Source organism: Hymenobacter sp., assembly GCF_036387835.1.
Taxonomy (GTDB): Bacteria; Bacteroidota; Bacteroidia; order Cytophagales; family Hymenobacteraceae; genus Hymenobacter.
In genome coordinates this window covers 70,324-85,068 of record NZ_DASVSY010000115.1, presented here as the reverse complement: position 1 = coordinate 85,068, position 14,745 = coordinate 70,324, and the positions used below count along the sequence as shown (strand labels likewise).

10 protein-coding genes are annotated in these 14,745 nt (G+C 57.7%); 6 read left to right on the top strand and 4 right to left on the bottom strand.

Annotated features, from left to right (window positions below; all coding sequences use genetic code 11):
• Nucleotides 1–7 precede the first annotated feature (7 nt).
• From VF639_RS22705 to rfbD, 5 genes are all read left to right on the top strand, one after another.
• Nucleotides 8–919, top strand: a complete 912-nt coding sequence (locus VF639_RS22705; protein WP_331148243.1) for a TIGR03915 family putative DNA repair protein — start codon at nt 8–10, stop codon at nt 917–919.
• A gap of 336 nt (nt 920–1,255) precedes the next feature.
• Nucleotides 1,256–4,612, top strand: coding sequence for an efflux RND transporter permease subunit (locus VF639_RS22700; protein WP_331148242.1), 3,357 nt, complete (start codon nt 1,256–1,258; stop codon nt 4,610–4,612).
• Between the two features lie 151 nt (nt 4,613–4,763).
• Nucleotides 4,764–6,068, top strand: a complete 1,305-nt coding sequence (locus tag VF639_RS22695; RefSeq protein WP_331148241.1) for an efflux RND transporter periplasmic adaptor subunit — start codon at nt 4,764–4,766, stop codon at nt 6,066–6,068.
• Nucleotides 6,069–6,107: 39 nt separating this feature from the next.
• Nucleotides 6,108–7,583: an efflux transporter outer membrane subunit gene (locus tag VF639_RS22690; RefSeq protein WP_331148240.1), complete on the top strand. Its 1,476-nt coding sequence runs from the start codon at nt 6,108–6,110 to the stop codon at nt 7,581–7,583.
• A 211-nt stretch (nt 7,584–7,794) separates the two neighbouring features.
• Nucleotides 7,795–8,646, top strand: a complete 852-nt coding sequence (gene rfbD / locus VF639_RS22685) for a dTDP-4-dehydrorhamnose reductase (RefSeq protein ID WP_331148239.1) — start codon at nt 7,795–7,797, stop codon at nt 8,644–8,646.
• 243 nt (nt 8,647–8,889) lie between these two features.
• Here rfbD and VF639_RS22680 read toward each other — a convergent pair whose 3' ends face one another.
• From VF639_RS22680 to VF639_RS22670, 3 genes are all read right to left on the bottom strand, one after another.
• Complete coding sequence (locus VF639_RS22680) at nt 8,890–10,137, bottom strand: MFS transporter (RefSeq protein ID WP_331148238.1); 1,248 nt, start codon at nt 10,135–10,137, stop codon at nt 8,890–8,892.
• A gap of 131 nt (nt 10,138–10,268) precedes the next feature.
• Nucleotides 10,269–10,856, bottom strand: coding sequence for a DUF416 family protein (locus VF639_RS22675; protein WP_331148237.1), 588 nt, complete (start codon nt 10,854–10,856; stop codon nt 10,269–10,271).
• 54 nt (nt 10,857–10,910) lie between these two features.
• Entirely contained in the window at nt 10,911–11,831 is a 921-nt protein-coding gene (locus tag VF639_RS22670; RefSeq protein WP_331148236.1) for an AraC family transcriptional regulator, read from the bottom strand.
• A gap of 267 nt (nt 11,832–12,098) precedes the next feature.
• Here VF639_RS22670 and VF639_RS22665 point away from each other — a divergent pair, with 267 nt between their 5' ends.
• Nucleotides 12,099–13,625 (top strand): aldehyde dehydrogenase family protein, encoded by a 1,527-nt coding sequence (locus VF639_RS22665; RefSeq protein WP_331148235.1) that lies wholly within the window; start codon nt 12,099–12,101, stop codon nt 13,623–13,625.
• Between the two features lie 236 nt (nt 13,626–13,861).
• Here VF639_RS22665 and VF639_RS22660 read toward each other — a convergent pair whose 3' ends face one another.
• Nucleotides 13,862–14,674: a DUF3239 domain-containing protein gene (locus tag VF639_RS22660; RefSeq protein ID WP_331148234.1), complete on the bottom strand. Its 813-nt coding sequence runs from the start codon at nt 14,672–14,674 to the stop codon at nt 13,862–13,864.
• Nucleotides 14,675–14,745: the final 71 nt, after the last annotated feature.

Sequence of the window (14,745 nt, the reverse complement as noted above, 5' to 3'; positions counted from 1 at the left end):
GCACTTAATGAGCCGTTCCCTTACGCCCTACAACCGCCGGAAAGCAACTCTTGCCGCCGCTTCAGCTACGCCCCGCCCTACGGCACCCGCGCTGACCAATGCGCCGTTGGATTATGCGTATGACGGTTCGTTTGAAGGCTTATTGACGGTGCTATTCGCCATCTACGACCGGAAGGCCGCTCCCAATAGCATTCAGCCGCTAGGAGAAGTGCAAGGCGGCTTGTTCGCCCAACCCGTGCAAATCGATACCGACGAGGCTACCGCCACCCGCGTGTGGGACGGCCTGTTGCGCCACCTAGACAAAGAGGCCCGCACCCGGCTCTACCACGTATTTCTGAGCGAGCAACCGGATCGGGAGCTACTAATCTTTCGCTACGCCGACTTAGCCATGCGCTCTGTTCGCGACATTGCCGAGAATTACGCCGATGACAACGTGCGCCGCGTAGCGCACATCGCGCAGCAGATGTATCGGGAGAAGCACCGCATGGAGGCCTTCGTGCGCTTCGAGAAAACCAGCGACAACCTCTTTCACGCCACCATCGACCCGGATTTCGACGTGTTGCCGCTGATTGCGCCGCACTTCACCAAGCGCTACGCCGACCAGCGCTGGCTAATCTTCGATAAGCGCCGTCGCTACGGCCTCTACTATGACCTCCAGCGCACCGACGTGGTGCAGTTCGAAACCACCGCCCCGCAGCGCAGCACCGACATATCGGCCACGGTGCTCGACGAGCGGGAGCCGCTGTTTAAGCTGCTCTGGCAGTCGTATTTCGACCATGTTAACATTCCGGAGCGCAAAAACATGAAGCTGCACCGCCGCCATATTCCGCTGCGCTACTGGCGCTACCTCAGCGAAAAGCAGCCGCGGGAGCAACGTTTCCAGCCCATCAAGAACAAGAGGCCGCCAGGTCAATCGTGAGCCGCTCTGCCAACAGAGCGGCTTTCTTGTTTCTTGTAAACGAGTTAGCTGAAAGCCAGCTTTTATAGTGCCGGGCCCGTATGCTTCCAACAGAAAGGTGCAACACTACCAAGATTGCCTTGTCATTGCGTGGGCTCAAGAAATAAAGTAGGTGTTGCTCGAAGCAACGCAGAACTTTTTTGGCCCATTAATCTGGTTCACTCTTATAGAAGCTAGAGGCGATGCACTGGTGCTGAATCATTTTTTAAGATAGGTGGAAGCCATAGCTTGCTGAAATAGCTTTCTGCTGGTCTGAATCGAAGAGTTTCAATAAGCTAACAAACAGGTTGTTTCCGCATGTGGATAGTTCGGTTGGCGCTAGCGCGTCCTTACACGTTCGTGGTTATGGCGCTGCTGATATTGCTGAGTGGCATCATGACCATTCGCACGATGGCAGTGGACATTTTTCCGGAGGTGAATATTCCGGTGGTAGGGGTGGTCTGGACCTACTCGGGGATGAGCGCCGAGGAAATGAACAAGCGTATTTTGGTGGTAAACCAACGCGCCTACACCACCACCGTCAGCAACATCGAGCACATGGAGTCGCAGGCCCTGAAGGGCGTGGGCATCATCAAAGTGTTTTTCCAGCCCGGCTCCGACCCGGCGGCGGGGGTTGCCCAGCTCACGGCCATTTCCCAGACCATCCTGCGGACTATGCCGCCCGGCATCACGCCGCCCAACATCATCCGGTACTCGGCCTCTAACGTGCCCATTGCCCAGGCCAGCTTGTCGTCGGAAACGCTCGGGGAGTCGGACTTATACGACGCCAATAATGCCTATATCCGGCCGGGCTTGGCTATCGTGAAAGGGGCTTCGTTGCTGCTGCCCAACGGCGGCAAACCCAAACAAATCATGGTGGACCTGAACCCCAGCGCGCTGGCCGGAAAAGGTTTGTCGGCCAATGATGTAGTAACGGCCATAAGCAGCCAAAACATCATTCTGCCCGCTGGCTCCGCTAAAATTGGCAACCGCGAGTACGATGTGCGCCTCAACAGCAGCCCTGAAGCAGTTGCCACTCTCAACGATTTGCCCATCAAGGAAGTGAACGGGGCCACGGTGTACGTGCGCGACGTAGCGTTTGTGCACGAAGGGGCGGCGGTGCAGCAAAACATTGTGCGGCAAAACGGGCGGCGCACGGCCTTCGTGCCCATCCTCAAAAGCGGCGGAGCCAGCACGCTCGATGTTATCGAAGGCATCAAGCAGGCGTTGCCCAATGTGCTGGCCAACGCCCCCGAGGGCCTGGATTTGAAGCTCCTGTTCGACCAGTCGTTTTTCGTGCGGGCCAGCATCAAGGGCGTCATCATCGAGGCTTGCATTGCGGCGGCCCTCACCGGCCTGATGATTTTGTTGTTCCTCGGGTCGTGGCGCTCCACGCTCATCATTGCCCTTAGTATTCCGCTGTCAATTCTGGTCAGCATTGTGGTGATGAAGCTGCTCGGCCAAACGCTCAACATCATGACGCTGAGCGGGCTGTCGTTGGCGGTGGGCATCCTGGTGGATGATGCGACGGTGGAAATCGAGAACATCCACCGCAACATGGCCATGAAGAAAGGGCTGAAACGCTCGATTCTGGACGGGGCGCAGCAGATTGCGACGCCGGCGCTGGTGGCTACGTTGGCTATCTGCATAGTCTTCGTGCCGGTGTTCTTTTTGTCGGGGGTGGCGTCGTACATTTTCACGCCGCTGGCCATGGCCGTTATTTTTGCCATGCTGGCTTCGTACTTGCTTTCCCGGACGCTGGTGCCCACCATGGTGCAGTTTCTGCTGCGCAAGGAGCTGCCCATCTACCACGCCGAAGGCGGCGCCCACCTGCCCACCGAGCAAGTGCGCGACGGCCAGACCGTAAGTGAAGCCGAAGTTCGACTCAGCCAGCTCCGCCGCGAGCAGCTAGAGCGGGAGCACCCCACGGTGAGTGCCGAGGAAGAAGAGCACCCCATCACCGACGCCGAGCGGGAAGCCGCCAAAGGCATCGAGAAGAGTTGGGTGTGGCGCATCCACAAAGCCTTCGACCACCGGTTCGAGAAGTTCCGCGAAGGCTACCGCGACGCCCTCGATTGGGTGCTTGATCATCGCCGCCTGGTGGTGGTGTGCTTTGCCGTGCTGTTTATTAGTTCGGGCTGCCTCTACCCGTTTATCGGGCAAAACTTCTTTCCTAGGGTAGATGCCGGCCAGCTCCGCTTGCACGTGCGCGCCCCTACGGGTACCCGCCTCGAGGAAACCGAGCGCCGCTTTGCGGAAGTGGAAAAGATTATTCGCGCCGTTATTCCGGCCGAAGAACTGGATCTGGTGCTCGACAATATTGGCTTGCCCGTAGTGCCGCTGAACCTGCTCATGGGCGATAACCCCGTGATTGGGGCCGGCGACGGAGAAATTCTGGTGTCGATGAAGGAAGAGCACGGGTCGACGGCCGAGTACATCACCGAAATTCGCCGTCGCATCAATCAGCAATATCCTGATTTGCAGGTGTTTTTTCAGCCGGCCGATATCGTCAACCAAACGTTGAACTTCGGCTTGCCGGCGCCCATCGATATCCAGGTGACGGGCAAGAATGTGGAGGCCAACTACAAGATTGCCACCAAAATCAGGGAGCAAATGGCGAAAACCTCGGGGGTGGTCGATGCCTTCGTGTACCAGGCTTTCGACCTGCCCCAAATGCGCCTCGATGTGGACCGGGTGCGGGCCCAGCAAGCGGGCCTTTCCCAGCGCGACATTGCCAACAACGTGCTGGTTAATCTGTCGTCGAGCACCCAGACTACGCCTAATCAGTGGCTCAACCCCAAAACGGGCGTCAACTACATTGTGGCCGTGCAAACGCCGCCCAGCGCCCTGTCCAGTCTCGATGAGTTGAGAACCATTGGCATCACGGGCCCTTCGCAATTGGCGCCCCAGCTGCTCAGTAGCTTTGCCACCACCCGCCGCGCCACCACCGCTGCCCTCGCCAGCGACTACAACATTCAGCGCGTGATAGATGTGTACGCCAGCGTAGAAGGCCGCGACCTTGGCAGCGTGGCCACCGACATGAATAAGATTCTGGAGGAAGCCCGCAAAGACTTGCCCAAAGGCACCACCATCACCGTGCGCGGCCAGGTCGACAGCATGCATACCTCGTTTATTGGGCTTGGCATTGGCTTGCTAGGAGCTATTGCGCTGGTGTACCTGCTGATGGTCGTGAACTTTCAGTCCTGGCTCGACCCGTTCATCATCATCATGGCCTTGCCGGGCGCCATGTCGGGTATTCTGTGGATGCTGTTCGTCACGCAAACCACCTTTTCGGTGCCCTCCCTGATGGGCGCCATCATGTGCATCGGCGTGGCCACCGCCAACAGTATTCTGCTGGTCACCTTTGCCAATGAACGACGCGAAGAAGAGCCCGACCTCTCGCCGCGCGATGCCGCCCTCGACGCCGGTTTCACCCGCCTGCGCCCCGTGCTCATGACGGCCCTGGCCATGACTATTGGTTTGTTGCCCATGGCACTCGGCTTAGGCGAAGGTGGCGAGCAAAACGCCCCGCTTGGCCGGGCCGTAATTGGCGGCCTGCTGCTGGCCACCGTTACCACCTTGTTCTTCGTCCCGATTATGTTCAGCTACCTGAAGCAGCGCCAACTCGACGGCGCCCGTAAAGAGGAAGAGCAACAACAGCGAGTTGCCGCCTAATAAAGTATACTCCCATCGCCAGATCCTGCAAAAAGCCAGCAAGAAGTAGCGCGGAACAGATTTCCTGTGGCTTCCGCGCTACTTTGTGCTGGCTCCTTACTGCTTAAGAACGCAAGATGAGCAGCACCGGATTTAAGATTAATCTTCCTCAATGGCTTTACACCCGGACGATAGCATAACTTCTCGGCAACCCACCTACCAGCCTGCCCCGCCTGCCCCGCCGGAACCCACGGCGGCCGACGATTCGGCTGCCCCAAAACCAAGCGGAAAGCGGCGATTTTGGCTGGTAATCGTACTGATTGCCCTAGTGTTTGGCGGGCTATTCCTGTTTGGCTTGCTGCCCAGGCTGAAGGCCAACAAGGCCCGCGATAAAGAAGTTAGAGCTTCGGCCAACGCCACACCGGTCGTCAACGTGCAGGCCGCGCAAGCCGCCCCCGATACGGTGCGGGTGGAACTGCCTGCTAACACCGTTTCCAACCGCGAAACCTTTCTGTTTGCCCGCACCAACGGCTTCGTGCAGGCCTGGTATGTGGACATAGGCACCCGGGTAAAGCGCGGGCAGCTCTTAGCCCGCATCGCCACGCCCGAGCTAGACCAGCAAGTAGTGGAGGCCCGAACCAGCCTCGCCCTTAGCCGCACCAGCTACGACCGTTTGCGCAGTGTAGACATGCCCGGCGCTATTTCCAAGCAAGAACTCGACGAAGCTCAGGCCCGCTACAGCGGCCAACAAGCCGCCGTGCAGCAACTGCTGGCTTTGCGCAACTTCCGGGAGGTGCGTGCGCCGTTCAGCGGCATCGTAACGCAGCGCAATGTGGAGGTCGGCACCCTGGTATCGACCAGCAACACGGAAGGCACTCAGCTGTTTAAAGTAGAGCAAACCGATACGCTACGGGCCTTCGTGAATGTGCCGCAGAACTATGCTACCGGCATAAAAGCGGGCCTGATTGCCGAGCTAATTGTGCCCGAATTCACCGACCGAACCTTTCAGGGTCGAGTATCGAGGGAGGCGGGCGCGCTCAGTTCCGATACCCGGACTTTGCTGACGGTAGTTAAGATTCCTAACCGCCAGCAACTGTTGCGGCCGGGGGTGTTCGGCCAAATCCGGTTCGAGCTGCCACGCACTTCGCCGAGCGTTATTGTGCCTGCCAATGCCTTGGTGCCGGGCGGCACCGATACCCGCGTGGTGGTAGTGCACGACCGGAAGGTGCATTACCAGCCCATCTTGGCCGGCCGCGACTTTGGGGCGCAAATCGAGGTGTTGCAAGGCTTGAAAGGCGGCGAAATGCTGGTTATCAACCCCATCGAATCGTTGCGAGAAGGCGAAACTGTGACGGCCCGCAAAGCGCCCGCCGCCAAGAAACCCGATACGCCCGCCGGCCCGAAAGCCCCCGAACGCCTCTACGACCCCGACCGGCCGCGCATCTCGTCGCCAGTAGGGGAGGGAACGGGAAAATAAGGGAGCTGCTCTGTATTTTTTGCTGCTGATTGATTGCGCATGAGGTTTTTCATTGCTTTGTTTTCCTGTAGCCGCTGGTGTTGGGTGTTGATGCCAATCCTGGCAGGAGTAGTTGGTTGCGCGCGCGGCCCACAGTACCAGCCGCCCACCGTGGCAGCGCCCGCCGCCTGGCAAAACAACCGCGACTCCGCAGGAACACCAATTCCGTCGCCCGCCGCCACCACCACCGCTGCCCCGCCGCAAGCAGCTCCGGCCGTTTCCTCCTGGTGGGCGCTCTTCAACGACCCCGTGCTGGAGGCGCTGGAACAGCAGGCGCTAGCGGGCAGCTTCAACGTGCGCGCCGCCGCCTCGCGCGTGGAAGAAGCCCGCGCCACGGTGCGCATAGCTGGCTCCTACCTGAAGCCCGATGTAACCGTGAATCCGCAGGTATACCGCAGCCGGTTGTCGGCGTTGCGGCCGGTGCAGTTCGCCAACGCGCAAGTGGCGGGCGTAAGCCAACAGCAGTTCTATATTCCTATCAATGTCAGCTACGAAGTGGATGTGTGGGGGCGCTTGCGGCGCGACATCCAGGCCGCCCAAGCTGATCAGCAGGCCGCGGAAGCAGATTTGCGGACCGTGCAGCTTACCCTCACCACCGATGCCGCCAGCTACTACTACAGTGTCCGGGGCCTCGACGCCGACCTTGGCGTGCTCGACAGTACCCGTCAAGCTCGCGTCGAGAACCTACAGTTGGTGCAAGCCCGCTACAAAGCCGGTGTCGACAATGAAATTGGTGTGCGCCGCGCCGAAACCGAATTAGCCAACGTAGACGCGAGCCGCGTGGAAGTGCAGCGCCAGCGGGCCCGCTACGTGGCGGCTTTGGCTACGGTGTGTGGTCAGCCAGCCAGCAGTTTTGTTGTGGCTCCGCGGCCCACCGACCTGCTCGTGCCCACCATACCCGCCGGTGTACCCGCCGCCCTACTCGCCCGCCGCCCCGACTTGCAACAAGCGGAGCGCCTGCTAGCCGCCGCCGATTCCCGCACCGAATCGGCCCGCCTGGCCCGGCTGCCCACGGTGCAGCTCAATGGCTATATCGGTCCGCAGAGTGCGCAGTTAGGCGAACTAGCGCGCTTGAGTGACAGCTATACCTACTACGTGGGTGCCGGCGTAGCCATTCCAATTTTCAACGGGGGCCGATTGCGCTCAAACGAGGAATTAGCCAAAGCCCGCACTACCACCGCCACGGCCCAATACCAGCAAACTGCCTTGGTAGCTTTTCAGGAAGTTGAAACGGCCCTGGCCGATGTGCAGCAAAGTGCCGCGCAACTAGCTGCGCAACAGCGGGCCCTGCGCGCCGCCCGCCAGGCCGGATTACTAACCAGGGCCCGATACAACCGCGGCCTGACCAACTATTTTGAAGTGGTAGACGCCGACCGTCAAACGCTGGACGCCGCCCGGCAAGCCGTGCAAACCCAGAGTTTCCAGTTTCAGTCGGCAATCCAGCTAATCAAGGCCTTGGGCGGCGGTTGGGAATAAACCAACGGGATAGTGCGGTATCACCGCTCGTTGATGTGCCTGCAAAGCTCTTTTCGTTGTTCTTGTGCTTCACACGCGCCTCATCCCAACTCCACCCGTGCGGGCAAACTCGAAAACGCTAAATTGCGCGGCAAACGCACTGTAGTTAGCTATAAAACGACATGCAGGACGTCAGAAGCGTACTTGCCTGTCTTTATCCCTTCTTTTCAGAATGAGTAAAATAATCGTTTTCGGGGCGTCTGGTCAATTAGGACAATGCCTGCAGCATGTAGCCAAAGAGCGAAGCATCACAGACATCGTATTCCTGCCAGAAGAGCAAGCTGATATTCTCGATACCGATAAGCTGCGCGCCGTATTCACGCAGTACAAGCCTACTTACTGCATCAATTGCGCCGCTTATACGGCCGTAGATAAAGCAGAAGACGAAGTTGCTATAGCTCGCAAGGTTAACAAGGATGGCGCCGCTAATCTGGCGCAGCTCTGTGGCGAGCAAGGCACTACGCTTGTTCATATTTCCACTGACTTTGTTTTTGCCGGAACCGGTAATACGCCGCTCCTGGAGACCGACGAAGCCGCGCCTGTCAGCGTCTATGGCCTCACCAAGTTGGAGGGAGAACAGGCTATACCCGCCCATACCAGTCAGTACTTCATCTTGCGCACCAGCTGGCTGTACTCGGAATACGCCAACAACTTTGTGAAGACCATGCTGAAGTTTGGTCGGGAGCGGGAAGAACTGCGGGTTATTTGGGACCAGGCCGGCACCCCCACCTACGCCATCGACCTAGCCGGCTGCATCCTCACTTTTATCGAAACGGAAAGCCAAGCGTATGGCATCTATCACTACAGCAACGAAGGCTTGACTTCCTGGTACGATTTCGCCAGAGCTATTTTCGAGTTAAGCAATACCTCCGTGCGCACCGTCCCCATTCGCACGGCCGAATACCCCACCAAAGCCACCCGGCCAACGTATTCGGTGATGGACAAAACGAAAGTGAAAACCACATTCAACCTAGCCATTCCGCACTGGCGCGACAGTCTGAAAGAATGCTTGAGTCGACTGTAAACGCACTTGGAAGCTATCGGCGTGGGTAGTTATGCAGAGCCGCAGCCGAGGTATCTTGCGTGTTGATGTTTGACGTGCTGAGGTCTGATTAGTACTCCAGTGTCAGCACGCGAGATGCTTCGGCTGCGCCTCTGCATGACGTTCTTTTTTGCCTATTTGGATAGGGCCTTACTAATACGCATAATCGAAAAAGCCTTTGCTTTAACTAAAGCAAAGGCTTTTTCGATTATGCGTGAAAATAACTTAACGAGCAGGTGCTGGCACTTCAGCACCCCGCCCGTAAAACCGGTTGAGCAGATACGCTATTCCTCCGAAAGCCAGCCCCACACCGCATACGCCGGGCCAATGGAAGTGGCTCCATGCCCAAGCTCCCACCAACGAACCCATGGAGGCACCTAAAAAGGCGGCCGTCATGTACACCGTGTTTAAGCGGCTGCGAGCTTCGGGAAGTAAGTTGAAAATGCGGGCTTGATTGGAGATGTGCGTCATTTGCTGGCCCACATCTAAAATCACCACAGCCACCACCAGGCCTACTAAATAATAGCCGCCGGAAGCCAGCAGCCCGTAGGCTCCCACAAACAGCAGAATCCCGAGGTTGATGCCAAAATCAGGACCCTTGCGGTCCGCTGATTTACCTGCAAACGAGGCCGCAAAGGCCCCACTAGCCCCGATAAGCCCGAACAAGCCGGCTGCTTCGCTGCCGTAGTGGTAGGTGTCGCTTTCCAGGAAGAATACCAGCGTAGTCCAAAAAGCGCTGAAGCCGGCAAACATGCAGCCTGCCACCAGTGCCGAGCGGCGTAGCACCGGTAGGTCGCGGGTGAGGGTGCCCAAGGATTTCAGCAAACCGCCGTAGCTACCCTGGAAGTTGGGCTGATTGCGCGGCAGCATCCGAGCCAGAATGCCAGTTAGTAGCACCATCACAGCAGCGCCAATCCAAAACATGGTGCGCCAGCCGAAATGAGCCCCCACGTAGCCGCTGATGGTGCGCGAAAGCAGAACGCCAATCAGTAAGCCGCTCATTACTTTGCCCACCACGCGGCCCCGCTCTTCGTCGGAGGCCAGCGAGGCGGCCATGGGCATGAGCAGCTGCGGCACCGCCGAGAAAATGCCGATGCAGAGGCTGGCCGCGGCCAGCAGCGCGAATGTGGGCGCAAAAGCCGCAGCGGCCATGCACACAGCCGCCGCCAATATTAGCGCCAGAATCAAGCCTTTCCGTTCGCGCTTGTCGCCGAGGGGCACCACGAACAGCAGCCCGAGCGTGTAGCCCACTTGCGTAATAGTAGCCACCAAGCTCACTTCGCTTTCGGAAAGCCGGAATGTGCGGCCAATTTCAGCTAGCAAAGGTTGGTTGTAGTAGATATTGGCCACCACCAAACCGCAGGTAATGGCCATCAGCCACACCAAGGCAGGCGCTAAGGGGGCTTGGTTTATTTGCGTAGCAGAAGTGCCTTCTACCACGGGCTGACGTTCAGCCACTGCTTGTTCTTCCATGAGATAAGGTGCCACCACTGCCTTATGGCAGGAGTGTGTATACGGCCTCAGCTAACAGGAATTTCAGGTGTAAGGTTGCAGTCGACCTAGAAGTAGAACCTGCCAAATCCTGACGCGGAATGGCACTGACTTCACAAGCCAATCAACCGGTCGAGACCAACGATGGGCTCTGTGCCGTTGATATTTTTAAGTGTAGCGACAGCGCTTGGCGTTATTTCGGGCATGTTGCGCAAAACCTTGTACAACCTTGCGCGCCTCTGACGCTCTTGCTGCATGTAGTGGTCGGCCTTAATGATCTGGTCTAAATCCCGCCGGTTCGGGTTTAGGTTCAAGTACATCTGCACGAACGTATCTACGCAGTCCGTCACGGCGGTAAGGTGGTTCTGGAAGTAGTGCTCCTGCTGCTTCGAAACGAAAAGAAGGGCTTCCGTAAGGGCGCTGCTGGCATCAAGAGCGTAAGAAGCCAGGGCCGTGGCAAAGTCGTCGAGGTCGGGGGAGAGGTGTTGCGCAGTGGCCAGGAACTGCGTGGCAGCCGCCGTAGAATTATCCAGCCCGAAACTGTAGAGGGCCTCAATTCCTTCCTGATAAAGGGCAGGATCACCCCACTCTTCTACTTCACAGAAAGCTTCGTAGAGCACCTGCATCTTCTCACAAGTAAGCGCCGCCATGATGGATTTATGGCGAGCCGATAACTGGGAAGGGTGCGGAATGTCTAGCAAGCCTGCAAGTACACTATTAAATAGTGAAGAAAAGATTAATGCCGAAAAGTGGACCTACACCGCGTGCTGCTTTTTATATAAGCCGGGCGTCATCCCCTCGTACTGCTTGAATAGCTTCTGGAAATACGCTGTGTTATTAAAGCCTGCTCTAAAGCAGACATCAGCCACCGACGAGAGCGGGTTGCGCAGCAGGCGCTTGGCTTCGGCCAGGCGCTCCTGAATGATGTACTCGATGGGCGTAAGGCCTAATTCGCGCTTAAACACCCGGAAAAACGTGGCCTTGCTCATACAAGCCAGGGCGCTGAGCTTGTCCACCGTAATCTGCTCGGTGAGGTGCTGCTTGATATACTGCACCACGTGGGCGAAGCGGTGGGAGGTAAGGTGCTGCGTGTAGTTGTTGAAGATGAGCTGCCGGGCCTGCGTCTGCATCAGGCGTACCAGCATTTCCTGAATGGTAAACGTGGCCAATACATCCTTCACCCGGCCGGTGTCGCGGGAGAGCTGCACGAGGCGCTCCAGAGCCGAGGTAAGCTCGGGCGTGTTCTGAAAGTGTGCAAAATCAACGGTATCGAGCTGCCAGGGCAGGTGCTCTTCGGCGCGGGGCTGGTGCTCGTTGAGCAAATCCACGGTTTGGCGGATGGTATCGGCGGGAATGGCCACGGCCAGGCACTGCGTGGGGTTGTCTTCGGCGGCTTCGGGGAAGTCGATGAGCATGGTCTCGTTTTCATCCACGATAACCGACTCGCCGGGTAGGTACTCGAACGCCGGGCGGCCCGCCAAGTGCATCACCTTTTTGCCCCGAAGCATAGTTGTTAGCACCAGGCTGCCCATGCTCAGCGGCACCTGATGGGCCGTGCGGTGCGTTTCAAACACGTTCAGCTCGAAAGCATCCAGGGCGTATACCGTCCGGTTTTCAACGAGCGTGGAAAGCTGGTCGGCCTGGCGGAGAGCAATAGGGGCGGGCAGATGCGGCATGGACGACAAAACAATTGGAAGCTTTGGGAAAGCAAAGGAAATCCAAGTTGTAAGTAACAACTAAAAAGAGGAACGGTTACCGCGCCAGTTAAATGACGCGCAGGTTTGTTGCAGGAAAGCTACGCACGACACCAGTAGAAATGGGCTTGGTGAGTAAGTACTCACATTATGAGATGATAGGTTGCTTTTGTGAGAGTATACTACAACTATTTCAGCTGAGGGAAACGCTAGCTTGGGGTATCTAAATTTAACCTCAATCTAGCGCTAATGGAAACCCTAGAAAAAACCACCACCCTCGTTGCCCGTCCCCAATTCAAATCGCACTACGACAACTTCATTGGCGGCAAATGGGTAGCCCCGGTGAAAGGCCAATACTTCGAAAACCCGTCGCCCATTGATGGCAAGGCTTTTTGCAAAGTAGCCCGCAGCACCAAAGAGGACATCGAACTGGCTCTGGAAGCGGCGCATACGGCCTTCAAAACCTGGGGCAAAACCTCGGCCACCGAGCGGAGCAATCTACTGAATAAGGTAGCCAATATTATCGAGGAAAACCTGCCACACCTGGCGGCGGTGGAGTGCGTGGAAAATGGTAAGCCCATCCGCGAAACCACCCTTGCCGACCTGCCGCTGGTAGTCGACCACTTCCGCTACTTCGCCAGCGTAATCCGGGCCGAGGAAGGCAACGTGACGGAACTGAACTCGACCACCGTGTCGATGAATATCAACGAGCCGCTAGGCGTGGTGGGGCAGATTATTCCCTGGAACTTCCCGCTGCTGATGGCCACCTGGAAGCTGGCCCCCGCCCTGGCCGCCGGCTGCTGCGTGGTGATGAAGCCGGCCGAGCAAACCCCGGCCTCCATTATGGTGCTCATGGAATTGCTGCAAGACGTACTGCCCCCGGGCGTGGTGAACGTGGTAAACGGCTTCGGGCTGGAAGCCGGTAAGCCGCTGGCCTCGTCGCCGCGCATTCAGAAGGTATCCTTCACGGGCGAAACCACCACGGGCCGCTTGATCATGCAGTACGCCTCCGAAAACATCATTCCCGTAACGATGGAGCTGGGTGGCAAGTCGCCGAACATCTTCTTCAAGAGCGTGCTGGATGCCGACGACGACTTCCTCGACAAAGCCATTGAGGGCGCCGTGATGTTCGCCCTCAACCAAGGCGAAATCTGCACCTGCCCTTCGCGGATGCTGATTCAGGAAGACATCTACGACGAGTTTATTGCCCGCGTGATTGAGCGGGTGAAGGCCATCAAGCTCGGCAATCCGCTCGACATGGAAACCATGATGGGTGCCCAAGCCAGCAACGACCAGTTCGAGAAAATTCTGAGCTACCTGGAAATTGGTAAGGCCGAAGGCGCCGAAGTGCTAACTGGCGGCGACGCCTACCAGCAGGAGGATGGTGCGCTATCCGAGGGTTACTACATCCAGCCCACGATGTTCCGCGGCCACAACAAGATGCGCATCTTCCAGGAAGAAATCTTCGGCCCGGTGGTGTCCGTTACCACCTTCAAAACGGTAGCAGAAGCCCTCGAAATAGCCAACGATACGCTCTACGGCCTCGGCGCCGGCGTCTGGACCCGCGACGCGCACGAACTGTACGAGGTGCCCCGCGCCATTCAAGCGGGCCGCGTGTGGGTGAACTGCTACCACGATTATCCGGCTGGCGCACCGTTCGGGGGCTACAAGTCGTCGGGCTTTGGGCGCGAGAATCACAAGATGATGCTTGGCCACTACCGCCAAAACAAGAACATGCTCATTTCCTACAGCCAGCAAAAGCTCGGCTTCTTTTAGTCTCTGTTGACAGTAGCGCGGAAGCCACAGGAAATCTGTTCCGCGACGAGCAGAGCGAGTATCTCGCGTTTGTACCTTTTGGCTCTCCCGCGCAGGAACTCGCTTTGCTCGTCGCGGAACAGATTTCCTGTGGCTTCCGCGCTACAAAACGGCAAGCCTATCCACACCGCCTAATAAGTGAACCCTAAAAGGAGTCGTGGCACCACTACCTTAACCACTTTGCTATACTGGCGCCTCTATTCTGTGGCTTCGGCAGCAGGCGTGGATGTTTTGGGTAGGCTAACCGGATTCAAACCGGCGTCGAAATACGCAATGCCGTTGTCGTTCTTCTCGCTGGTTTCGTAGGCCAGGGCCAGCGGCGGCAGGAGCAGCCATTCGGCATCTTCTATCGCCTGCCGGGCTTGCTCGATAACGTGAGCATCATCAGTGCCCCAAGCTAAAGGGCGTGGTTCGAAATTGGTGTAAAATACTCCCTCGTCGTTGGTTTCGCCAAACAAAGACACGCATGGGACTTGTTCGCCTAGTCGTTCGGGCTGTACGGAGAGTTGGTGAATAACCACCTGCCTGACGCCCCACACGATGCCGCCACGAGCGTTTTGCGCTACGTCTTCAGGTTCCTGGTAGTCGTCTTCGTCATCGGTACGGACGTCGGTCAGGCAAGTCAGCGTGAGGGGGGTCAGATTGGTAATGATGCCCGGTATCAGCAAGCCGTTGCGGTAGGCGTCGCCTTTGAGCGTTTGGGGAAACCGGGAGGCGGTGTAGAGCACGGGTAGCGCCAACGCAATCAGAAAGCCGCCCCACACCTGATGCTGCAAAAGCCACAACACAATGCCGCCCGCTAGCAGCGCCAGCCCCGCCAAACCCCACCCGATCAGCAGGCTACGGTAGCTTTTGTGGTAGGTATCAAGTCGGGCGACCTTGCGCATGTCGGGTTTGATGTTCACGGCCCGCGTGGCCATGGAGGCATTTAGGAATTTGCCGGAGTCACCAATCTGTCGTTCCATGTGGGGCGTTAGGTTGAGCTTCTTAGGAGCAACGGCTCCGGGCATTTCAGGTTGTCATCGACGGCACCGCCATAAAGCGTTGGTAAGATACACCGGCCTATTTGTTTCCGCTAAAC

Coding starts and splice junctions, on each gene's coding strand:
- VF639_RS22680 (WP_331148238.1), bottom strand. CDS start 10,137: ATGGAAGAACAAGCAGTGGCTGAACGTCAGCCCGTGGTAGAAGGCACT.
- VF639_RS22660 (WP_331148234.1), bottom strand. CDS start 14,674: ATGCCCGGAGCCGTTGCTCCTAAGAAGCTCAACCTAACGCCCCACATG.
- VF639_RS22665 (WP_331148235.1), top strand. CDS start 12,099: ATGGAAACCCTAGAAAAAACCACCACCCTCGTTGCCCGTCCCCAATTC.
- VF639_RS22695 (WP_331148241.1), top strand. CDS start 4,764: ATGGCTTTACACCCGGACGATAGCATAACTTCTCGGCAACCCACCTAC.
- VF639_RS22670 (WP_331148236.1), bottom strand. CDS start 11,831: ATGCCGCATCTGCCCGCCCCTATTGCTCTCCGCCAGGCCGACCAGCTT.
- VF639_RS22700 (WP_331148242.1), top strand. CDS start 1,256: ATGTGGATAGTTCGGTTGGCGCTAGCGCGTCCTTACACGTTCGTGGTT.
- VF639_RS22690 (WP_331148240.1), top strand. CDS start 6,108: ATGAGGTTTTTCATTGCTTTGTTTTCCTGTAGCCGCTGGTGTTGGGTG.
- VF639_RS22705 (WP_331148243.1), top strand. CDS start 8: ATGAGCCGTTCCCTTACGCCCTACAACCGCCGGAAAGCAACTCTTGCC.
- rfbD (WP_331148239.1), top strand. CDS start 7,795: ATGAGTAAAATAATCGTTTTCGGGGCGTCTGGTCAATTAGGACAATGC.